Source organism: Paraburkholderia sp. GW821-FHT02A12, assembly GCF_059422005.1.
Genome location: NZ_JBWKWA010000002.1, coordinates 1,074,582 through 1,096,181 on the forward strand (window position 1 = coordinate 1,074,582; position 21,600 = coordinate 1,096,181).

The 21,600-nt window shown below is 59.4% G+C and carries 17 protein-coding genes; 7 read left to right on the forward strand and 10 right to left on the reverse strand.

The window, feature by feature from the left end; all coding sequences use genetic code 11:
* Positions 1 to 36: 36 nt before the first annotated feature.
* Genes AC07WT_RS26220 through AC07WT_RS26235 form a run of 4 tightly spaced genes read right to left on the reverse strand, consistent with a single transcriptional unit; the run spans position 37 to position 5,462 of the window.
* Complete coding sequence (locus tag AC07WT_RS26220) at positions 37 to 1,560, reverse strand: AAA family ATPase (protein WP_494949173.1); 1,524 nt, start codon at positions 1,558 to 1,560, stop codon at positions 37 to 39.
* Entirely contained in the window at positions 1,557 to 3,896 is a 2,340-nt protein-coding gene (locus tag AC07WT_RS26225) for a TnsB C-terminal domain-containing protein (protein ID WP_494949174.1), read from the reverse strand. Before AC07WT_RS26225 ends, AC07WT_RS26220 begins: the two co-directional genes overlap by 4 nt.
* 2 nt (positions 3,897 to 3,898) lie before the next feature.
* On the reverse strand, positions 3,899 to 4,783 hold the full coding sequence (locus tag AC07WT_RS26230) for a PDDEXK family nuclease (protein WP_494949175.1): 885 nt from the start codon (positions 4,781 to 4,783) through the stop codon (positions 3,899 to 3,901).
* 55 nt (positions 4,784 to 4,838) lie between these two features.
* Positions 4,839 to 5,462, reverse strand: coding sequence for a hypothetical protein (locus tag AC07WT_RS26235; protein WP_494949176.1), 624 nt, complete (start codon positions 5,460 to 5,462; stop codon positions 4,839 to 4,841).
* Positions 5,463 to 6,271: 809 nt separating this feature from the next.
* Between AC07WT_RS26235 and AC07WT_RS26240 the strand changes: the two genes are divergently transcribed.
* The gene (locus tag AC07WT_RS26240) at positions 6,272 to 7,369 is read left to right on the forward strand and encodes a hypothetical protein (protein ID WP_494949177.1); all 1,098 of its coding nucleotides are present in this window, start codon (positions 6,272 to 6,274) and stop codon (positions 7,367 to 7,369) included.
* A gap of 77 nt (positions 7,370 to 7,446) precedes the next feature.
* On the opposite strand, the gene AC07WT_RS26245 is transcribed toward AC07WT_RS26240, so the two are convergent.
* The 5 genes from AC07WT_RS26245 to AC07WT_RS26265 form a co-directional block, all read right to left on the reverse strand.
* Positions 7,447 to 9,063, reverse strand: a complete 1,617-nt coding sequence (locus AC07WT_RS26245; protein WP_494949178.1) for a tyrosine-type recombinase/integrase — start codon at positions 9,061 to 9,063, stop codon at positions 7,447 to 7,449.
* The gene (locus AC07WT_RS26250; protein WP_494949179.1) at positions 9,060 to 10,037 is read right to left on the reverse strand and encodes a DNA-binding protein; all 978 of its coding nucleotides are present in this window, start codon (positions 10,035 to 10,037) and stop codon (positions 9,060 to 9,062) included. Before AC07WT_RS26250 ends, AC07WT_RS26245 begins: the two co-directional genes overlap by 4 nt.
* 484 nt (positions 10,038 to 10,521) lie before the next feature.
* Positions 10,522 to 11,790, reverse strand: a complete 1,269-nt coding sequence (locus AC07WT_RS26255) for an IS256 family transposase (protein WP_492596521.1) — start codon at positions 11,788 to 11,790, stop codon at positions 10,522 to 10,524.
* A 39-nt stretch (positions 11,791 to 11,829) separates the two neighbouring features.
* On the reverse strand, positions 11,830 to 12,024 hold the full coding sequence (locus AC07WT_RS26260) for a hypothetical protein (protein WP_494949180.1): 195 nt from the start codon (positions 12,022 to 12,024) through the stop codon (positions 11,830 to 11,832).
* 131 nt (positions 12,025 to 12,155) lie between these two features.
* Positions 12,156 to 13,535 (reverse strand): MFS transporter, encoded by a 1,380-nt coding sequence (locus AC07WT_RS26265; RefSeq protein WP_494949181.1) that lies wholly within the window; start codon positions 13,533 to 13,535, stop codon positions 12,156 to 12,158.
* Between the two features lie 224 nt (positions 13,536 to 13,759).
* Between AC07WT_RS26265 and AC07WT_RS26270 the strand changes: the two genes are divergently transcribed.
* Positions 13,760 to 14,431 (forward strand): GntR family transcriptional regulator, encoded by a 672-nt coding sequence (locus tag AC07WT_RS26270; RefSeq protein WP_494949182.1) that lies wholly within the window; start codon positions 13,760 to 13,762, stop codon positions 14,429 to 14,431.
* Between the two features lie 2 nt (positions 14,432 to 14,433).
* On the opposite strand, the gene AC07WT_RS26275 is transcribed toward AC07WT_RS26270, so the two are convergent.
* Complete coding sequence (locus AC07WT_RS26275; RefSeq protein WP_494951047.1) at positions 14,434 to 15,756, reverse strand: FAD-dependent oxidoreductase; 1,323 nt, start codon at positions 15,754 to 15,756, stop codon at positions 14,434 to 14,436.
* 237 nt (positions 15,757 to 15,993) lie between these two features.
* Between AC07WT_RS26275 and AC07WT_RS26280 the strand changes: the two genes are divergently transcribed.
* The 5 genes from AC07WT_RS26280 to AC07WT_RS26300 are packed head-to-tail and all read left to right on the forward strand — an operon-like array spanning position 15,994 to position 21,223.
* Positions 15,994 to 16,764 (forward strand): enoyl-CoA hydratase/isomerase family protein, encoded by a 771-nt coding sequence (locus tag AC07WT_RS26280; protein WP_492591383.1) that lies wholly within the window; start codon positions 15,994 to 15,996, stop codon positions 16,762 to 16,764.
* Entirely contained in the window at positions 16,761 to 18,326 is a 1,566-nt protein-coding gene (locus tag AC07WT_RS26285) for an acyl CoA:acetate/3-ketoacid CoA transferase (RefSeq protein ID WP_492591382.1), read from the forward strand. The genes AC07WT_RS26280 and AC07WT_RS26285 overlap by 4 nt, the downstream gene beginning before the upstream one ends.
* A 24-nt stretch (positions 18,327 to 18,350) precedes the next feature.
* Positions 18,351 to 19,499 carry an acyl-CoA dehydrogenase family protein gene (locus AC07WT_RS26290; RefSeq protein ID WP_494949183.1) on the forward strand — a complete coding sequence of 383 codons (1,149 nt, stop codon included), beginning with the start codon at positions 18,351 to 18,353 and terminating at the stop codon, positions 19,497 to 19,499.
* A 13-nt stretch (positions 19,500 to 19,512) separates the two neighbouring features.
* Positions 19,513 to 20,262 carry an electron transfer flavoprotein subunit beta/FixA family protein gene (locus AC07WT_RS26295; protein ID WP_494949184.1) on the forward strand — a complete coding sequence of 250 codons (750 nt, stop codon included), beginning with the start codon at positions 19,513 to 19,515 and terminating at the stop codon, positions 20,260 to 20,262.
* A 22-nt stretch (positions 20,263 to 20,284) separates the two neighbouring features.
* A complete protein-coding gene (locus tag AC07WT_RS26300; protein WP_494949185.1) occupies positions 20,285 to 21,223 on the forward strand; it encodes an electron transfer flavoprotein subunit alpha/FixB family protein in 939 nt (312 codons plus the stop codon).
* Positions 21,224 to 21,600: the final 377 nt, after the last annotated feature.

Genomic DNA, 21,600 nt, shown 5'->3' on the forward strand with positions numbered 1-21,600 from the left:
TTGCTTTAAATCCCGAGCGGGTGCGGTGGAGGCGGCCTAGATCTGTTTGCGATGGGTTACCATTCCTTTTAATGCATCAGATTCCTCTTTGAGGGCAGATGCTATTTCATCTGTCGAGGGCTCCTGTGGACCGGGGGACTTGCCGTCAGGCTTTGTTGTTCCCGATTTCCCGGCGGCCTTTCTTTTGTATTTCTGCTCCATCTCAGCGAAATTCGGTCTGGGCTTGGGCTGGCGAGATGGTTTGGTTTGGCGAGACGCATGGCGGGACGCAGCCTTCTCCAGGTCGGATGCAGTTACCTGGGCCAGAAAATCTTTTGGATCCATCCCCCAGTGAACCGCGAAATCCAGGGCGGAGATATCTTCGCAGGCAAGAAGTTTGAATGGGTTCTGAGACGCAAGCGCATCGATGACCGGACGGAAGGGATTCATGTGGTGGCTGCCATATGCCTGTCCGATTTCGGAAGCATCGCAGTGCGACTGTTTTTTCCTGATTGCGTTGTCGAGCATGATTTCGTAAAGCGAGTCGAAATACCCGTGGACGCCCCCCGTACAGCGAAGGATTTCTGCGCGTGTCTCGGGAGTAAGAGTAAACGGATTATCGAGGAGATTGAAATCGAGCTTGCCATCAATATAATGATCAAACCACTCCTCATCGTCCGCAGAATCAGCTGGCCACATTTCAAAGTATCCGCCGCTATATAGGCGCCGCACGTCCTGGGTAAATTCTGAAAATCCCAAAAAACCTTCCGGGTTGCCAATCAGGAGAATGGGAATTCCCATATTCAGCAGCCGGAGAAAGAATAGCAGTACAAGGGCGCGTGATTCGCCAGGGAAAAAATTGCGCTTCTGGATTTCTTCGATGATCAGAAAACCGCAACGGTGATTCGCGAGGATGATTCCTACCACCACCATCAGGTTTTCCACGGTAATTCTTGAATTGAAATACTCCTCGTGATAGGTCGTGTCGCCTACTACCTCATCAATGGCTGCAAGGATGTTGAAGAGGAACCCACGCCGCGAGGGGTCAGCACTCATCGAAACGGTCAGATGAACAATCTGTTTCAATTGAAGCCATCCTGCCTCCTCGTTCTCACCATGTTCCTTGACCTGCGGATAGAGGCTGAAGATACGTTGCACAATGGTGCTTTTTCCAAGGCCGGTGATCCCTTTGATCACCGTACCCGAGGCATAGGTCGGAAACCATGGAGCTTCGGCGACACCGAGCCCCCGCAGGCCGGTTATCTTGTGCAGCTTTCGACGGTGCTGACGGTTTAATGGATTACGCTCAACGTACCCCATTCTCAGGGTGCGCTGGATTGATTGCGCGATCTCGAGAGCTGTGGGCGTCGGGACAAAATGGCTTCTGAGCAGTTTGACAAAGTCATATCGCTGGGGCGTCGGGACGGATTGCCATGGGATTGCGGCAAGTGAGCAGTGCGAAAGCCTCGCGGGCAGATCATCGACCGATATGTTCGGTCCGAGCGTCTCGAGCAGCGAATTGGGGCCGTAGGCGACGGCAAGCGCTTCGTCCACAGTTAAGGTGGTTGTATCGGTTCTCATGGCGTGACTTTCCTTTGTTTGTAAGCAAGTAGCGCTGCACGGACGTCGTCGTTGATTGACGGTGCGCGGATGTTTTCTTTTTGTGTGTTTTCAGCTGCGGGATCTGCAGTCTGTGGCCGGGTCGCTACTGGTGCGGTATCCAACGGTTCAGTGTCAATTGGGCTGGCCATGCCTTGCTCTTCAAGTCTGCTGATCTCTGCCTGCCGCCGCACGTGCGGGCTGTCATTGTTGAGGCTGGCAGCTGGCTGCGGCAGAAGGCCCAATTTCACGGCGGCCCGTTCCTTATCACGCTGCTCTATCGCAGACCGGTTAGTGTTCTCCCGCGCGCTGATGAAGTCAGAGTCGCGCTGGTCCTGTTCTGTCCGTTCTTTCAGTTGAACACGCGCGTCACTGTCCTGGATGACGCATACTTCTTCAATCGACCCACGCGCAACCAGCAGATCATTGCGGTGCAGGTTGTCCAGGCGCTGCAGGCCATCGCGTGTTGGTAGCCAGGCAACAGTCAGGTCGTTGGGATCCATGTTGATGCGGACAGGGAGGACATGGTTTTGTGCGTTGGCAAGCATGCCTGAGCGCGCGAGATAGTCGCCGACAAAGTGGCAGCCAAGCAGGAATTCCTTCTTTCTGCCGCGATCGGGCCGATGCAAGAAGATGCCACGCGAGGTCAAGGTGGCGTCGAATGTGGGGAGCATGCGCGCACGGATCAGGTCCGGGCTGGGAGGGGCACCGTTGAAGTAACCGTGTTTTTTCAGCCACAGGAAGATCTGCATCCGGGTGGCCGCGACTGTCAGATCCTGCCGCATCTCGCCCGTGAGGAGATGGGGGGCGGGCACTCCGGTGTTGTGGCGCAGAATCCGCGCGATGTGGAGATGGGTATATTCGTACATGTTCCATGCTGCCTCAACTATAGGGTGGGGTTCGCCATACTCCCGTCGTCTGCCATGCGTAGTTCCAGCCAGCCGATGATCCGTTTCGCTGTGCCGGGCGTGATGATCACCTTCAACCGTCCCCTTTGCTTCAGGCATTCCAGCAGGCGCATACGTAATTGAGCCTTCCCACGCATCGAGGGACACCTCCATGCTTAGAGCGTTGCGAAACTCTCCGTTGTCCGTCAATATTCTGTCCGACCGGATGCGCGGAATCTGATCGTCCGTAATACCAGGGAATCCAAATCGGGCGCACCAGTCGGTCTTGGACATGGCGGCATGGGCTGCCGCCAGCAGCGCGATGCGTGCGGACGGGCGCTCGAATCCGATATACACGCCGCAAATCACTTCGCTACGGGCATCGATGAGTTCGAGGTATGTTGCGGTGCCGACATGGATCAGGCGCGATGAAATCGAGGTGAGTTCAACGTCTCCAGGGCTGGAGTCGGCCCATACAATCTGGCCGATTTTGAGGATGTTCCGGTTCGCATAGCTGGGTAAAGGCCGAGGCGCTTGCGGAGTGTCACATTCGGCGGCCGATGTTTCTGTGGCAGACCGGTTCCTGTCTGCGCGTTCTCCCCAGTACTGGAACTGCCTTTTCGTGGGGCGCAAATGGCACGGTAGCAGGATGGCCGTCGGCAAACCGTTGACCATCTCAACGGATTCGCGCCAGAAGGTCCCCATGGTCTCAAGATATCGCTGTGCAACGGATCTGTCCAGATTGAAGTATTGCCAGCCAAACTGAATCCTCGCGGCTGCCTCCGGCGTCATGACGAAGCCGGAAAGATCGGGATCTTCGCTCCTTGCGCAAGTGTCACGGCCGGCCATTTCCGCGTTCGTTCTGCCAAGTTTCTTCGTTTGCTCGCGAACGGCTCCACGAGCGCCGCAGTACACGGTGTTGCCGAGCAGGACCTGTCGCGTTTTGCCGGCCGCCCAGTACAGATGCAGGCTATGGTACAGCTGGGGGGGCCAGTAGCGACGTTCGTTGGTACTCAGTTCGCTGCACCGTTCCGGAATCCATGTCCGGTAGCTCATCGACTGGATGGCTTCGGCGACCTCGTAGGCACGGACGTAAGGTTCAATCGTGCTCCATGAATCGTCACGTCGAATGATTGCGGGGCAACGCACATCCACGTCTCCACTGTAAAGACGATTGAGCTCCGCGTCCGGCATCGCCCAATGCGCGGGAGGCGTGAATTCTGAGAGATGCAGCCGTCCCTGTTTGACCCACGATCTCACGAGGTCCTCGAGAAATCGGAGAGGGCCTCGCGCGTAGCCGCGGTTCTTCCCGACGGCGACCGGTATCATCCACACGTATCCGTCCGCGACCAGAAGAATTCGCATCGGGTTATCGAAGGCGGGATCCTCGGGCGTACTGTTGAGAATGAGGTCGACCTCTAGCTCCGTCATCACTAGTCTCCGAAGATCAGATGGCGCATATGGGCCTTCAGCTGTTGGCCACCGGTCACCATTGGCTCGGTACGGTAGACGGGTGTGGCGAGGTCAATGTCTACCTTCTGGTACCAGGCCAGGGCGTCAAAGACGTTCCACACCTGCTGTTCGTTTTTTCCGAGCGCGGAGGCGGTGTGCCAGACCGCTCCGCATATCGAATCGCCGTCGAGGTAGCGAGCCAGGTGTTCATGTATCACTGAAAGGTCGTATTCACTTACCTCTCTTCGTACGGTGTTTGGCGCATCTGCCAGAGAGTCCAGGTTCGCGATGAAAGTCTCATCCAGACTGTCGGGATCAATCACGTGATGTGACATACCGTTTAGCAACGCATATTGCCGGCTCCGGTCTACCCGTCTGGCGGTTGGCAATGGCTGGTCGCAGGCTTCGATGTGCCCGGTTTGTGCGCATTCGATGAGGAGGCAGCCGGGGCGTTCGCGTTCACCCTTCGTAACCATCAGGTCAACTGCCAGCAAACCAGAGCCACTGCTTCGCCGCTTTCCGGCCGCCTCATCGAGGGCGTGCCGGACCCCGTTCATCCCGATGCATGTCAGTTCAACGGCTTTTCCGTAGGGCCAGTCGGCCAGTGGGTGTGGGTGATCGAAAGGCCACAATGGAAAGCTTTCCCGCACGTCCAGTGCATCGAGCCATAGCATGAGGAGGGCGAGGACCCGTATGCCGTTGGTCAGGAGATGGGCGGCCCGCCGGTAGCCCGGCAGTGGTCCGGTAGACTGGAAGGCGCACTTCGAAATGTTGCCGCGTGACAGCCGCACAAGTGGAATGTAGTCGTCGCGGTGTCCTTGTCCAACCCGGTTGCGGATCAGCGTGAGAAGACTATCTTTGGCCATCCTGTTCTCCTATGGAAACGGCGTCATCCTGTGGAGCGAGTACTAAGGCAATTCGTTATCCTAAGTTGCGTCGAGTGACCGAGATCCAGGATACTGCCAGTCGGCAGACGTCGTCCTGGACGAGAGTCGTGGAAGGCATGCCTCTTGCACCCTCTAGACGCAGATTGCTTCGCTCGCCCTGGTCCTCTGTGAGACCAGCGAGCCAAGGGCGAACGCGTGCTGCGCCGGTGTCATGCGACCAAACCGCAAGCCCGCAGCGATTGAAAAACGGCGAAAGTGGAGAGTCTTCAGGCACATGCAGCGCGCCGATCCTTTGAGCTGGCGGCACGGCTCGATGATGGGCCTGTGGACAGAACCTGTTGGACTCGCGATTGTCGCCAATCGGCCCCCTCCTTCCGGTGCAAATGCGGGTCGAATTGCAGTGAATCTCCTGCGTTGCCGGTACATGCCCGGCAAGATGCTCCTTGCCAATACGCCCATCGATCTGTTCCATGAGCCAGTCATGGTCCAGGGTATCCGTGATCGGGCGTGTTGCGGACAGCAAACGTATCGGACGGCTCCGGGTTGTGGTGTCGTCGGGCACGTGGGTGCGTTGCGCGATGCCCATATGGTTCGGACCGGATTGATCCGTGGGTGCGCGCGATGATTGCTGTCTCAAGGGCCTGTTGGCTGCTTTCATTGCTTCACTCCTTGGTCACCGGACGGTGAAGCGCAGGGGGCGTCGTGCTCTGTGCGGTGGGATCGTGACCCGTCCGACATGACAGCTGGATCAGCGCGAGCGAGCGGGCGCGTTGCTAGGCGGAGGTGAAGAGTTAGGCGTGCGCCAACGCTCCCCTGAACAAGGCAGGGGAGGCACCGTCCCTGCGGTCGCACTGGCGCGCGAGCAGAGAACCTGGTTGACATCCAGGGGCAGGTGGACCACACTAAAAGCAGTCGTTCCGCAAGAACCTGACTATGTAGTGTGATGGCGCCCGGATGTCCGCGAAAACATCCGGGCGCTTTCGTTTTGTGCGCAGCCAGCGAGTGTGTCAGGGCATGGTTTTCTCCGAATTTAAGTAATCAGGGTTTTTCGCGCGATGGATCGGTGATCGCCGCTGGCGCGCTGTCCAGCGCTACTCCGCCACATTCCCGGATATCGCGACGAGCCAACACACAACATCGTGCGTGCGAGCGAAACGGCCCCGGCGATGAGGGATGCTGAATGTCGGGACGGGAACTGTATTGCGCTCCACTGCCTTGCAGAAGGCGCGGGAACTTGAGTAACCCAGCGTCTGCCATAATTTCGCGCCGCCAAGCAGTGGGCCCTGCGTCCGGATGAACGATTCGAAGCTGTGGTCCTGACATTCGCTGCGTTTCATACTTAAATCTCTTTGCAGTTGAAGTCGCTGCTTGTCGCTTGATGTACCGTTCAGTAGCCTAGTAATTTTGGGCGAGAAGTGCACGCTACAAATTTGGCGGTGAATTTGTATCGCCGATGGGGATTGAGCGATGGCATGTCATTTCGAACCGGCGGCTCTTGACTTAACGGAAGATGGGCATTACTTGTATTTTGAGTGGCTCGGGCCCACGCTGTTGTGTCAAATGAGCAGGGATATCTACCTTGACCATATCAGGGCGCGACTCCTGTATTGCCTCGCCGCCCGCTTGGCAGGTAAGGCGACCCCAGGCGCCATCGCCCGTAGATTCTGCGGAAATGGCGAGTCGTTCAATACCGTCAAGCAACGGTACGCGCGCCTGCGGGACTACGCGTCATCGTTCAGCGACTCCGAAAAACGTAAGAACGGCATTGTCTCGGCTTGTCTCGAGCATCTCGCGAAACACACTGACCTCATCGCCACGCTATTCGATGCGCCTATCTGGGAGATTGCAAAAGGCGATCATTGGTCTCTCAAGGAACTGGAGATGCTTCGGAAGAGGGTCGAGTCGATGGGCGTTTCGGTACCGGACGATCCAACGACCGAATTCGGTACCTGCTGCTACTACTTTGAGCTTTGCCAATCCGGTGTGCACGGCGCGCCAACAATTTGGACTGCAGCAAACCTGACCGTCTTTTGCCTTGCGCGCGCACAGGCGGTTGGCGATTTGGTGCAGTACGGCGTGGCCTATGACGCGATGATTTCTCACGCACACGAAAGCCAGATGGCGAAGGGTACCGACGTCCTAACCCTGATAGTCCGCGACTTTTGGGAAATGTTCGTCCGGTTCGTGCGCCTTTGGCATTCGCGCGTCAGGGTGACATGTGTTTCGGAACACGAGATCAAGTATCTTGCTGATTTTCTGAAGGATCAAACTGTCGAGGTGAGCTGGCAGGTGATTGCAAACGGGACCCTGCGACGTGGCATGGCCCTACCACGGGTCCTGATGCGTAGCGATTTGTGGATGATATTCGGTGAACAAAACACTCGCGCCCATCGCTGGGGAATTAGGTATCGACTATGTCGAGTGACCAATCGACGCTCCTGCTTTTTAGCACCGCAGCCGGGCCGCAAGCCTTGGACAGTACCTATGCGATATCGCGTGATCAGTTTTAGATTTGATGCGCCGACTCTATCGGTAATTGCGGAAAAATCCGGCCAAAGCTGCTAGCGAGCGTTTCATGAGTCGTTTTGAGTCGAGAGTCGCAATTGTTCTACTACATCCACATCGATCGATATTCTTTGGATCTAAGAATGGGTGTAATTGGAAGCAGGAAAACTCCCCTCCACAAACGCACGCGCCTGCGCGAGATCGCTCTTCGCATACGCCGCGGTTGTCTGCACGGACGCGTGCCCGAGCAGCTGCTGCGCGACCGGCAGCGGCACCGCGTGGTCGACCACCAGCGTGTGCGCGTAGCCGTGCCGGAGCCAGTGGGTGGACGCCGCGCGCAGCATCGCGAGCGTCACGCCGTCACCGGGCGCGACGCGCTCTTCCGCCGCATGAAAGACCGCCTTGACCTCGTCATAGAGGCCGCTCGACCCGAGCGCGTCGCGCTTCTCGCTGTGAATGGGCGGCAGCCGTTCGAACGCGCCGGGTTCGGGCGTGAGGCCCCGGGCGAGCCGGTATGCACGTAGTGGCGGCACACAGACGGCCGGGAGGGGAATGGCCCGCAGCTTGCCGCCCTTACCGAGGACGTGCAGGGTCCAGTGGCTGTCAGTGTCTGTGTCGGCGTCCACATCCAGCCGCGGCAGCCCCCGGGATTCGGACCACACCAGTTCCGCGAGCCGGACCCCGCCGTAGCGGTACAGCGACCAGATCGCGCACCGGCGCGCCCTTAGGAGCGGTGCCTGGTCCGCGGGGGCCGCACCGGCGACGACCGCGTCGCACAGCGCGACCACGCGGGCCGGGATGATGCGGGTGGGCGTCCAGGCCGCGCGGGCGGCACCGCCCCCTGACAGATCGGCGGCCGGATTCGCGATCAGGTAGCCGGTCTTGAGCCAGTAGCGGAACAGGCTCGACACCACCGCGAGCGCACGGGCCGGTACCGCCGCGGAGTGCTGGCGTGTGATGCCCGTGGCAACCCGATGGCCGCGACGGGCCGGCTGGCGGCTGCCGGGGAGCGTTGCTTCACCGGTGGCGGGGCCGTGCGCGGGCTGGAGTTCGACCTCGCGGCGGTAGGCGAGCAGGTCGTGACGCGTGAGGTCCGACAGGGGCCCGAGCTGCTCGCGCTCGCACCAGGCAATCAGGCGCTTCAGGTCAGCGAGGTATGCGCGCCGCGTGTTTGGCGAACGGCTGGCGCGATCGCGCAGGAAGAGGATCACCGCTTGGGCATCGTCGGCGACGCCGAGGGTGTTCGTGACCACCGACGGATTGACGAAGCGGCCCGCCCGCGCGAGCCATCCACTGGCGGTGGCGCTGGAGACATGGTCGACACGCGCGGCGACGGTGTGAGGCGGTTCGAGCGCCGCGAGCCAGACGGCCGTGGCGGCGGGCGGCACTGCGGCGCGCGCAGGCACCAGCGCGGTGCTGTCAGCGACCTCGTGGAAACGGCGCCGGTGCTGGTGCAGCACGCGTTCCAGAATGGTTTCGGGCGCAGGCGCATTGTCCGCCGTGACAATCCGCAGGCGCCCGCGGTCCCAGTACTCGACGGCGGCCTCGTGCTCGAGCAGCAGCGCGAACACGGCGGGGTGCTCGCGTTTCGCGTCGGCGAGCGACGGACAGCCGCGCTTGAGCCGCGACAGCGTCCAGCGGGTGTAGACCGGGTGGCCGGTCGCGCCGGCGAGGTAGTCGAGCGCTGCCTCGATCGAATCCGGCAGCGGCTGCGGCGGCGACGCCGCGGTATCGATCCACCGGGCCGGGTTCATCGCGTCTTGCTCCGCGCTGAGGGGGCGGCCGGGGAGGGCGTCGCCGCCGGTGTCGACGCGGCCGGGGTCCTGCGGTGCCGGACGGGTGCAGGCTTCGCCGGGTGGCGGGTAGTGGCGTGCACGGCCTGCAGCAGGGCGCGGTGCTCAGCGGCGACCGTGGCCAGTGCCGCGGCTTCGGCGGCGGCATGCTGGTGCGCGTTGCGCTCGCTGGTGAGTTCGGCCAGCAGCCGGTCGCGTAACCCCTCAAGTGCGGCCACCCGCTCCTGGGCCTGCGCGATCTGGCCGGACAGCCGCTCGCGCTCCACCTGCAGCGCATGCCGCTGGTGTTCGGTTTCCTGCAGCAATTGCCGCGACAGCCCTTCGTAACGGGTGTGAATCGCGTCAACCGCCACTGCGTGTTCAGCATTCGCCGTCGCGAGCTCAGCGTTCGCGGATACCAGCGCGGCGCGCAGGTCCGCGGCCGTCGTTTCGGATTCGGTCATCTTGTCAGAGGCGGCACGGAATTCCGCCCGCACGGTGGCGAGGGCCGTGTCGCGCGCCGAGAGCTGGTCACGCAGGTCGGCCAGTTCCACCCGCAGCAGTTCGACGCGGAGGTCGGCGTCCCGCCGCGCCGTGTCGGCCGCTTCTGCGGCCTGTGCAGCCTCTGCCTTCATCTGCACCACCTCGCCGAGCTGGACGGTCACCGCTGCCTGCCAGAGTGCGCGCATCTGTTCGGCGATCGCGTCGGGCAGCCCGGGCATCGCGACCTGCGCGAGACCGGCGCGCACCACTTCGGCTTCGATCGTGTTCAGCACGCGCGACAGCATCGTCGGGTCGCCCGCACCGAGCCGCGCGCGCAGTTTGCGGACCGAGACCACCTTGCGGAAGCGCTCAGGGGTGGGCGGCGGGTGGGCGGGGTCCATCTCCGCCTCGGCGAGCATCGCCAGGACGGCGGTGCGGATCTGGTCGGGGGAGATGGCGGCGGGGCGGGACATGGCAGGACTCCAGCGCACCCGGGGAGGAAAGGCCGATACCAGCGGGCGCAGACGGGAAATTTCAGTCTAGATTACGCACAGTGCTAACGCCAGAAAACCGTTTTCGGGCCGGGAATAAGGAACGTTGCCGCGATAAACCCGCTTATCGCGGCAAACCGGCGTGGCACTCGTATGGCGCTTGTCCGCCAGTCCGGGCGTGCGGCGACGACGTTCGATGATCCGCGCTGGCGCGATATATATATCCCCGCGCCCGAGGTAAAACAGAGTTGATTAGGTAAAACCGGTTGACTAACTTCGCGGCAAAAGCGGTGGCTTCGCTAAATGAGGTAACGCGGAGGTTCCGAGCGCTCACTCTGAAGAGAACTGACTTTGGGTTGGGCGCGGAACCAGTCTTGGGGCAGATAGCCCAAGAGCCGGCTTCGGCCGCGCGGTGTGATTCGAAGGAGGTGTCAGGAATTTTGTGTGCTGAGGTCGGTTAAAAATCTCAGCTGATGGCGGCGGTGAAGCGCTCGCCGAACAGAATGGCGAACTGATTGACTGCTTGCCGCCAGGTAATAGGTGGCATCTTCCAATCCTTTTCGATGTTGCGCAAGGCCAGGTACAGCAGTTTGCTGGCGGCTTCGTCGCTGGGGAAGTGACCGCGGTTCTTGACGATCTTTCGCAGCTGCATATGCATGCTCTCGATCGCGTTGGTCGTGTATATGATCTTGCGTACTTCCGGCGGATAGGCGAAGAACGGGATGACTTGCTCCCATTGGCGCTGCCACATCGCGGCCACGGTGGGGAATTTGCGCCCCCACTCGCCTTGAGAGAAGGCTTGCAGGGCGACTGCCGCCGCTTCGGCCGTGGCAGCCTGATAGATCGGCTTGAGCGCGGTTGCCAGCGGCTTACGGTCCTTCCAGCTCGCCAGATTCAGCGAATTGCGGATCAGGTGCACGATGCACGTCTGGATCTGCGCGGCTGGATACACCGCTTCGATCGCCTCGGGGAAACCGCGCAAGCCATCGACGACGGCGATCAGGATGTCGTGCAAGCCACGGTTCTTCAGTTCGTTGAAGACCTTCAGCCAGAACTTGGCTCCCTCGGTTTGCTCGATCCACAAACCCAGCACTTCCTTGCGGCCGTCGGCGCGAATGCCCAGCGCCAGATACACCGCCTTGTTCCTGACCGTGCCTTCGTCGCGGATCTTCAGCCGAAGTGCGTCGAAATACACGATCGGATACATTGCCTCAAGCGGGCGTTGCTGCCACTGTTCGACCTCGGCCAGCACCTCATCGGTGACAGTCGAAATCAGATCGGGCGACACCTGCAGGCCATACAGTTCCAGCAAATGGCCTTGGATCTCGCGCACGCTCATGCCGCGCGCGTACATGCTGATGACGTGATCGTCGAAACCCGGCAGCCGGCGCTGATATTTGCCCACCAGTTGCGGCTCGAATGTCGCCTGCCGGTCACGCGGAATGTCCAGATTCAGTTCGCCGTTGGGCGTGATGACCGTCTTGCGGCTCGTGCCGTTGCGGTGGTTGCCGGCCTTGCCTTGCTCCGCCTCGTTCTCCAGGTGATGCGTTAGCTCCGCCGCCAGCATGCGCTCAGCCAGTTGCTTCTTCAGTTGCCCGGCCAGGCCCGATTCGCCGAGAACCGACTCCGCATCCTTGTTCTGAATCTGCGCCAGCAGTTGATCGATCAGTTCATCGGGGAACAGCTTCGGCGCCTTCGGGTTCTTGATCTTCTTAGTCACAGTTGCTTCGGTCATAGGACGTTGTTTCCGTTATCGTCTCATGACCTCGGCACACTAAAATTCTGACAGGCTCGCGATGGCGCTGAGGAGCGCCGTGGTATCACCTGCGGCTACCGTACACCGGCTCGGCGCGCGTACGCCGTCGCCCAGCGACAGCTTCCAGTTCTTCTCGCCGAGCTCAAAAACCATGTACAGCCGGGCGGCCACCGTCGTGTCCTGCCCCTGAAGGGCTGTGTTGGACTCATTCATTTGCATGCTCCTTCGGAGAAAACGAGTCTGGAAATCCCGTTTTACTCCAGCGGGCTTACTTTCACAGCCCTCCCATAGCATCTAGTGTGCGGCACCGTGTGCGAGATAATGCCTGAACTCGGCCTCACGCGTTAGCTAGAAACCTCTTCAAGAGTGACTCCTTTGGTTTCCTGGCCTAATACGGCGATGGTCACTGCTGAGATGAGGAAACAGATGGCCCCCATGGCGAAGACGCCGCTTTGTCCGGTAACCGGAAGAGCTACTCCAATAGCATACGGACCAATGATGGAGCCAAGCCGGCCAACAGAAGAGGCCATGCCTGAACCCGTTGCGCGCGCGCGTGTTGGATAAAGCTCAGGAGTGTAGGCGTAGATTACGCACCACATGCCGAAGAAAAAGAACTGCATGGCGAGACCAGCCATTACGACCTGAGCAATGGGCAGGTGCAGAGCGGCGCATTGTCCATAGATATACGCGGTCAACGCGCTACCTAGCAGCATGAAAATCGCAGCCTTCTTTCGGCCCCAGGACTCCAGCAACCACGCTGCGAAGAAGAAGCCTGGAATACCTGCCGTGGAGATGATAATCGTATAAAAGACGGACTTTGTTGCCTGATAACCAGCAGCCTGGAGCAGGGCGCCCAGCCAGGACGTCAACCCATAATATCCGAGCAGGGTAAAGAACCAGACAACCCAGAGCATCAGAGTGCGCACAGCATACGGAGCTCGCCATAGCTCGGCAAAGATGGCAAACACGCCTCGCTTCGTCGTTTCGCCGACAGCCGCGACTTTCGGAATGGAGGGCAACTCGGTGCCGGTGGCGCGGCGAACCTTGTTTTCAATGGACGCAACCACTTTCTCAGCCTCAACGTTGCGGCCCACTGCCTCAAGCCATCGTGGCGATTCAGGAACCAGACGGCGAATGATGAGCAAAAATGCGGATGGGATCGCGAATGCGATGAACACGCCGCGCCAGCCGATTTCGGGCAGAAGGAAATAGATTAAGACGCCCGCCACCACGAAACCGACTGGCAGGAAGCCTTCCAGAATGGCGCTGTACTTCCCGCGATACTGGGTCGGCAGGAACTCCGAAACCATCGCGAGAGCGATCGGCAGTTCCATACCCATACCAACGCCCAAAAGCACCCGCGCGCCGACCAGTTGATTGAAGCTATGCGAGAGACCGCAGAGCAAGCTTCCCACTCCCCAGATGATCATGCTTACCTGGAACACCGGTTTCCGGCCGATCCGATCGGAAACGACACCGGCGAGCGCTGCGCCGACGAACATACCGAGGAAGCTGGAACTGGCAGCCAGCCCCGCTTGCGCGGTGGTCACTCCGAATTCCGCTTTGATCGAGCCGAGGACGAACGTCATAGCGGCAAGATCCATCGAATCGAACAGCCACGCCGTGGCAATGATAAGAAAAATGCCGCGCTGATAGCCGGTCATCGGGAGCCGTTCGAGGCGCCCCGCGACATTGACCGCTCCAGTGAAATTTTCAGCTTTCATACTTAGGTTTCCTAGACAATATAAACAGAAAATCGTCCTGGTCGACGACATCAGAGCGGCGTCAAACAAGAATCCTTATGGACATCAGTAATATATTACGCGGCGAATGGCCGACGACATGGTAGAAAACCCTTATGCAAGTCCAGCTGTGTAGCCATCCTGAAAAAAACTTCTGATATATTTCATGGATGCGCTGCCTACGAGCTCGCCATTTCGAGGGAAAAATGTTGCAAGTTCCAAAGTCAAACCCGTCACTCGCTGACCAGGCTCACCGCAAGCTGGAAGAGCTAATCGTCACGCTCGAGCTTCCGCCTGGTAGCACTTTCAGCGAATTCGCTCTGAGCGATCTCGTCGGAATCGGGCGCACGCCGGTGCGAGAGGCAGTCAAGCGGCTGGAAGCATGTCGTCTTCTGGAGACGGTGCCGCGGCATGGCGTTCGCGTGTCGAAAATTGATCTCTACGAGCAATTGCAAGTCGTCGAACTGCGTTCGGACCTTGAACGTCTCATTTCGTCCTGGGCTGCAAAACGCGCTCTGCCCGCCGAGCGCAATCAGCTCCTTGAAATGGCAAAAGCATTTGAAGATGCAGTCAAGCGCGATGACGTTCATGCATACCTGCGCACAGTCTTCGTTGCCAACCAGTACATCGCCGAATGCGCTCGCAATCCCTTCGTGGCGGCGGCCATAGCACCGCTGTTTGGGCTCTCCCGACGCTTTTACTACATGTACCACGATGAACTTGCGAACCTTTCCGAAGTTTCGCGACTGCACGCGGATCGTGCGCGCGCAGTCGCTATGGGCGATTCGGACCTGGCTGCAAAGGCCGCAATGGCATTGATGGAGAACATCGAAAATTTCACCCGCATGGTTTTCATGCGGGAAGTAGGTCGGGGATGAGGCTAAAGAGCGCTTCCGTGCGATCGCATGAGGTCGCGCACGGTCTCACCTGAAATATCGCGAACCTGCAGTCGGTTTTCAATTGAATACGCGGCGGCAAGGCCTGCGGCTTGCCCGTACTCAAAGCACTGCGCTGTGACCCGAGCCGAGGCAAGGGCTTCATGCTCCGCGCTCAGACAGCGACCTGCAACCAAAATGTTCTCGCCTACCGCAGGAACCATCGCCTGAAACGGCACCTCATAATAGTCGTCAAGCAACCAGTGAAGTTTGGGACGCTCGCCGACGTGGAGTTCGATGGGCCAAGGTACGCGGCAAATTCCATCGGGACGCTTGCGGCAGTCAAGCACATCTGTATTGCGCAGCGTTTCCACACCAACGATGGAGCGCGTTTGTCGGATACCGGCCTCAACTCCAGTATCAATCACGTAGCTGTCCTCGCACCCTACGACGTTTTCTACAAAAAACTTCGCATATTCCCGGACCTGCTGACGGCCGAGAACTTCTGCCTGTGTGAAGTCTTCGGGGTCGATGACGTTCAGCATCCTCCCGTCTTTTGCCTGAAGTCGCGTGGCGTTTACGAGCAGTTCGTTCTGACGGGGAGTCGGGAACACCCAGATTTTTTCGCGCGGCAACGTGTACCGCCCCTGTGCGTTTCCATCGCGGATGCGTTCGCTGATTTCTGGTGAGCAAATCGTATCAGCTCCCCAAGCCTCGGCAAACCGCTTTGTGTCAACGTTGCCCAGGCGGAAGAACATCGTCGGATTCTGAATCTTGCCGTTGTCCCCGAATGTGTAGCTGCCGGCCGCCCGAGCAACGACAGACGCGTCGCCCGATGCGTCGACCACGACTTTCGCGTGGATCTGACTACGGCCAGCGGACGATTCGACCAGCAGGCCCCGATAAGCCCCTTGGTCGATGAGCACGCCGGTTACGACGGTGTGGTACAGGATGCGGACCCCGGCCTCATTCAGGAACTGATCGGCCGATTCGCGCCACACGAGCGGATCATGGGTGACAGTCCATGTCTTGCCGTAGATCTGAGGAGCGGTGAGTCCGCCACGCTGGCTCAAACGCTTACGAAAGCGCTCAGTGAAGCCAAACACAACCTGCTCCGGCGTACGGATCTTGTCGCTAGCGAGATACATTCCGCAAATGGTGCCGGACATACCAGCAACGGCTGCCCCGCCGCAGAAGCCGTAGCGTTCGATCAGCATCACGGAGTGACCAGCTTCGGCTGCAGTAGTCGCGGCAGCCACACCGGCCGCGCCACCACCTACGACGCATACGTCAACCTCCGCAAGTACGGGCACATCTCCGAAGGACACAGTGTGGTGAATCGTCTCCCATGACGGGAAGTATCGATCAGATGCCATTGTCGGTCTCCTAAAACATTTGAAATATATTACAAGAATTATATAGCGCAACCGTACCACATGCAGCGCAGAGTTTTCCAGCGCAAATCCTTGCGTATATGGGTTAACACCGATGACTTTTGTGTACATCAGTAATATATTACAACCTAGCTGGCGATTTGCGAACGGTTTTGGCGAAGGAGCGTGAAGATGTCAAATGAAGGGACGCGCGTGTTGGGCGTGCATATGGAAGGCGGGGTTCTGGTGCTCACCATCGATCGGTTTGCTCGCCGAAACTCGATGGATCAAGCTTTGGTCGATGCGCTGCGCGAGTCGCTTTGGGATGCGGATCGCAATCCCGAGGTCAAGGCATTGGTTCTGAAAGGGCAGTCAGGGGGGTTCAGTGCGGGCAGCGACCTCGCGTTCATCTCAAACCTCACGCTTGAAGAGATGGGGCGGTTCGAGCAGGCGTGCGGCGACGTGGGTCGACTGATTGGATTCATCTCAAAGCCGGTCGTCGCCGCGGTTTCGGGTTTTGCGATCGGCGGTGGTTTTACACTGGCCGCATGCTGCGACATCGTCGTTGCAGGACAAATGTCGCGGTGGAGCATGCCTGAAGTGCCGCTCGGTTGGCTTACACCGTGGGGCCTGAAGCCGCTGATTGAACGAGTGGGCAATGTTCAGGCGCGCAAGCTTTGCTACTGCCTTGAAGAACTGAGTGGCGTCGAAGCGGAGAAAATCGGCTTGGTCGACTATGCTGTCGACGATAACGACGTCGAGGCTTTCGCGCTTTCGACTGCACAGAAGCTCGCTGCTTTGCCCGCGCCCGCAGTCTCGGCGACAAAGCGCTTCTTCTCGGGCCAGATGCTGAAGGACGCAGAGGCGATTGATTTCGAAGCTAATCGATTGTTTCTCGAGAATTGTCGCGAACCGGCTGCGCAGCAGACTTTCGAGCGCAAGCGGAAAGGGGGGGCGAAATGAGCAAGGTTTGTTCGGCCGCTGAAGCCCTTCGTTGCATTCGCGATGGCGATGTAGTCGCTAGCACAGGTGTTATTGGCTGGCTGACTCCCGACAGCCTGCTTAAGCAAATCGCAAAGGCCTATCGAGACCAAACTGGACCGGGCAACCTGACGTTCTATTTCCCGGTTGGAACAGGAGACGCGCAAGGCATTCGCGGTATGGACCACGTAGCGGTCCCTGGTCTTATGAAGCGTATCGTCTGCGGCAACTACATCAACCCTGTCAATCCCGTAACCGGGCAACGACCGGCGCTGATGCGTCTGATCCAGTCTAACGAAGTCGAGGCATACGCGTGGCCGATCGGAGCTTCGATGCATTGGCTCCGGGAAGTCGCCCGTCGTAGCCCCGGATACCTGACGAAGGTGGGCCTGGGAAGCTATATCGATCCTCGGCAGGAAGGCGGGCGTTTGAACGCCGCGACGCGCGAGCAACTCGTGCAGGTCCGTGAGTTTGACGGCGAGGAATATCTGTTCTATCCCTCCTGGGACATCAACGTTGCCCTTATCCGGGCGAGTGCCGCCGACGAGAACGGAAACCTCTCGTTCGACGATGAACCACTGCAGTCATCGGCGATTGCTTTGGCACTGGCAGCCAAGGGGTCCGGTGGCAAAGTGGTTGCGCAAGTCCGGAAGATTGTGCCGCGGGGGCAACTGCAGGCTCACCAGATGCGCATTCCCTCGCCGCTCGTCGACTACGTGACAGTCGATTCTGAGGCGATGATGACCACCGACGTTCCCTTCGACGAACGTTATCTGGGTGGAGACTACGCGGCGAGCGCTCTACCTCCCAGTCCAGGCGGTGCCGACCGCATCATTGCCCGGCGAGCCGCTGCGGAGGTGCGCGAGGGTGAAGTCACCATCTTCGGCTTCGGAGCGTCCTCTGACATTCCTCTAGTGATGGCTGAAGCGGGGCAGTTCGACGGCGATGGCATATGGCGCTATCCGCATATCACGGAGCATGGGGTTTTCGGTGGTGTCGTGATGAGCGGATGGCAGTTCTCCGCAAACATGTTCCCTCAGGCACTGCTCGATGGCGCATACCAGTTCGACTTCATTGACGGAGGAAACTGTGACTTTGCTGCGCTCGCGTTTGCGCAGTTCGACGAGGGTGGACACGTGAACGTCAGCAAGTTCGCATCGTTTAATCCGGGTGCCGGTGGCTTTATCGACATCGCCGCCAACACGCGGCGGCTCATCTTCACTGGCACGTTCACGACAGGTGGTCTGAAAGTGTCTACAGAGGGCAACAGGTTGGTAATCGAACGGGAAGGTAAGTCCCGCAAGTTCGTGAAGCGCGTCGAGCAGATCACCTACCCATTACTAGATGGCGTACAGAAGCGTGGTCAATCGGCGTTGCTGATAACCGAACGTGCGGTCTTCCGTGTCGACGGCGATGGCCTGGTGCTTCAGGAAATCGCGCCCGGCGTGGACCTTGAGCGCGATGTGCTCGGCCAGATGGACTTTGCGCCAAAAGCGGTGGCGCAAGACCTGAAGGTTATGGACGCGACTCTTTTCAGTGCTTGATCTAATTTAATGCAAGGTGACCTCATGTTGATGGATCTGAACGCAGACGAAAAAATGCTGCTCGAAAGCGTGACCGATTTTGCGGAGCGAGCGCTTCGGCCATCTGTCAGACAGTTCGTTGAGCGGCACCAGTTTCCGACCGATCTGGTCAAGCAGTTTGCTCAGCTCGGATTTATGGGTACGGCCTACGATCCCGAGTATGGAGGCGGTGGTTTTGGAGTGCAGGGAGCGGCACTTGTCACCGAACAGCTCGCAAGAGTGGAGCCTGGCTTCGCAGCCATCTATCTTTGCAATAGCGCGCCGATGACGGTCATCTCGCGGTACGGCACCCCGGAAATTAAGCAGCAGTGGCTCGCGCCACTTTGCGCTGGCGAAATGATCGCGTCGTTCGGGGTTACCGAACCGATGGGCGGGTCGGACGTCGCAAGCATCAAGACGCGGGCTGAAGAGGATGGGGACTTCTTCGTTCTCAATGGTTCCAAGATTTTTTCGACGAATGCCGGCACGCCGATGCATGGGCTTTCCACCGTGATCGCGGTGACCGATCCTGACAAAGGTGCCAAAGGACTGTCAACGTTCATCGTCCCCGTCGGTACACCTGGGTTTTCGGTCGGCAAGGCGGCATCGAAAGTTGGTTGGCGAATCGCGAACTCGGTCGAGCTCTACTTTGACAACTGCAGGGTTCCGAAGAGTTACATGGTCGGCAATCGCGGAGATGGACTGAAGCAGATTCTGACTACCCTCAGTATCGGGCGAATTCTGGTGGGAGCCGCAGGCTTGGGTGTCACGAAGAAATGTCTTGACCTCGCACGGTCCTACGGAAATGGCCGACGCGTTGGTGGCAAGCCCATCTTTGAAAATCAAGGCCTGACTTTTCCTCTCGCCGATGTCATGACCAAGGCACACGCGGCAGACTTGATGATCCGAAATGCCGCAATGCTTACGGACGCGGGCCGTGCATTTCGTATGGAGACTTCGATGACGAAACTCTTCGCAACCGAACTCGCGTCTGAAGCGGCGGCGATTGCACTCCAGGTGCATGGTGGTTACGGTGTATTCGAGGACTACGAGGTCTCGGGGCTGCTGGGCGAGGCGAAGGTTCTCCAGATCGTAGAGGGCACAAGCGAAGTTCAGCGACTCATCATCGCTCGCGAACTCTCATCAGACGCTTGACTGGAGATCCCAAATGAAAATCTTGGTTGGTGTAAAAAGAGTAGTCGACTACAACGTGAAGGTCCGGGTGAAGTCGGACAGTACGGGCGTCGACATTGCGAACGTGAAGATGTCGATGAACCCGTTCGACGAAATCGCGCTTGAAGAAGCCGTGCGTCTGAAGGAAGCGGGCGTGGCGACCGAAGTGATCGCCGTGTCGGCGGGTGTGACGCAGGCGCAGGAAACGCTGCGCACCGCGCTGGCGATCGGCGCGGACCGCGCGATCCTGATCGAGTCGGGCGAAGAGCTGCAGCCGCTGGCGGTGGCCAAGCTGCTGAAGGCGCTGGTCGACAGGGAACAGCCGCAGCTGATCATCCTCGGCAAGCAGGCGATCGACGACGATTCGAACCAGACCGGCCAGATGCTGGCTGCTTTGGCTAATCTGCCGCAAGCAACATTTGCTTCGAAGGTTGTCGTCGCTGACGGCAAGGCAACCGTGTCGCGCGAAGTGGACGGCGGTGCGGAAACGCTGTCGCTGACCTTGCCCGCAGTGGTTACGACCGACCTGCGCCTGAACGAGCCGCGCTATGTGACGCTGCCCAACATCATGAAGGCGAAGAAGAAGCCGCTGGAAACGATCAAGCCGGAAGACCTGGGTGTGGACGTCACGCCGCGCCTGAAGACGCTGAAAGTCGCCGAGCCGCCGAAGCGCTCCGCCGGTGTAAAGGTGCCGGACGTGAAGACGCTGGTCGAGAAGCTGAAGACCGAAGCCAAGGTGCTTTAAGTAAAACGCGGAGACGGAACAAATGACGAATCTGGTAATAGCGGAACACGACAACGCGTCGATCAAGGCCGCGACGCTGAACACGATTGCAGCGGCGCAGAAGATCGGCGGCGATATTCACGTGCTGGTCGCAGGTCACAACGCACAGGCCGCAGCGGATGCAGCGGCAAAGATTGCCGGCGTTAGCAAAGTGCTGCTGGCCGACGCGCCGCAACTCGAAGCGGGCCTCGCGGAAAACGTCGAAGCAACGGTGCTGAACATCGCGAAGGACTTTTCGCACATCCTCGCGCCAGCCACCGCTTACGGCAAGAACACCACGCCGCGTATCGCAGCGAAGCTCGACGTCGCGCAGATCAGCGACATCATCGCAGTGGATAGCGCCGACACGTTCGAGCGTCCGATCTACGCTGGCAACGCCATCGCCACCGTGCAATCGACTGACCCCATCAAGGTCATCACGGTCCGCACGACCGGTTTCGATGCAGTGGCAGCCGAAGGCGGCAGCGCATCAGTCGAGAAGATCGAAGCGGCAGCGGACAGCGGCACCTCGTCGTTCGTCAGCCGTGAAGTGACGAAGCTGGACCGTCCGGAATTGACGTCGGCGAAGATCATCGTCTCGGGTGGTCGCGGTTTGGGGAGCGGCGAGAACTACACGAAGGTACTCGAACCGCTGGCGGACAAGCTGAACGCAGCGCTGGGCGCATCGCGTGCAGCAGTCGACGCGGGCTTCGTGCCGAATGACTATCAGGTCGGCCAGACCGGCAAGATCGTCGCGCCGCAGCTGTATGTGGCGGTCGGCATCTCGGGTGCGATCCAGCATCTGGCTGGCATGAAGGACTCAAAGGTGATCGTCGCGATCAACAAGGACGAAGAAGCGCCGATCTTCAACGTCGCCGATTACGGTTTGGTGGGCGACCTGTTCATGCACGTCCCCGAACTAGTCCGAGCGTTAGACTCCTAAGGGCAATCGGAGCGGAGCTAGGGTGGAGCGTTACGGACAATGGCAGCAATCCGGTGTGAAGCAAAGGCGCGGGCCAACGCCGAGGATGGGGAACTTTGGCGCTGGTTTTCACTGCTTGTGCAAGATTCACGCATCCGGTGGTGCCGTGCCGGCGCTTGCTGGCTCGTATCCGTAGACCATCAACACCTGTCCACGGATAGCGACTTTGATCAGGCAATCCGCACAGCAAAAGCCAAGTCCGAAGCGGCCAAGGCTGGCCGACGGGTTCCACGACCGCCGCGACGTCTGCCTCGGGATATTTAGTTTGCCAGTCGGTCCGCGTGTTCGCGATGCCGGTGTCAAGCCGGCGTTGAATCCGCCTTGGCAGCCCTGGACGG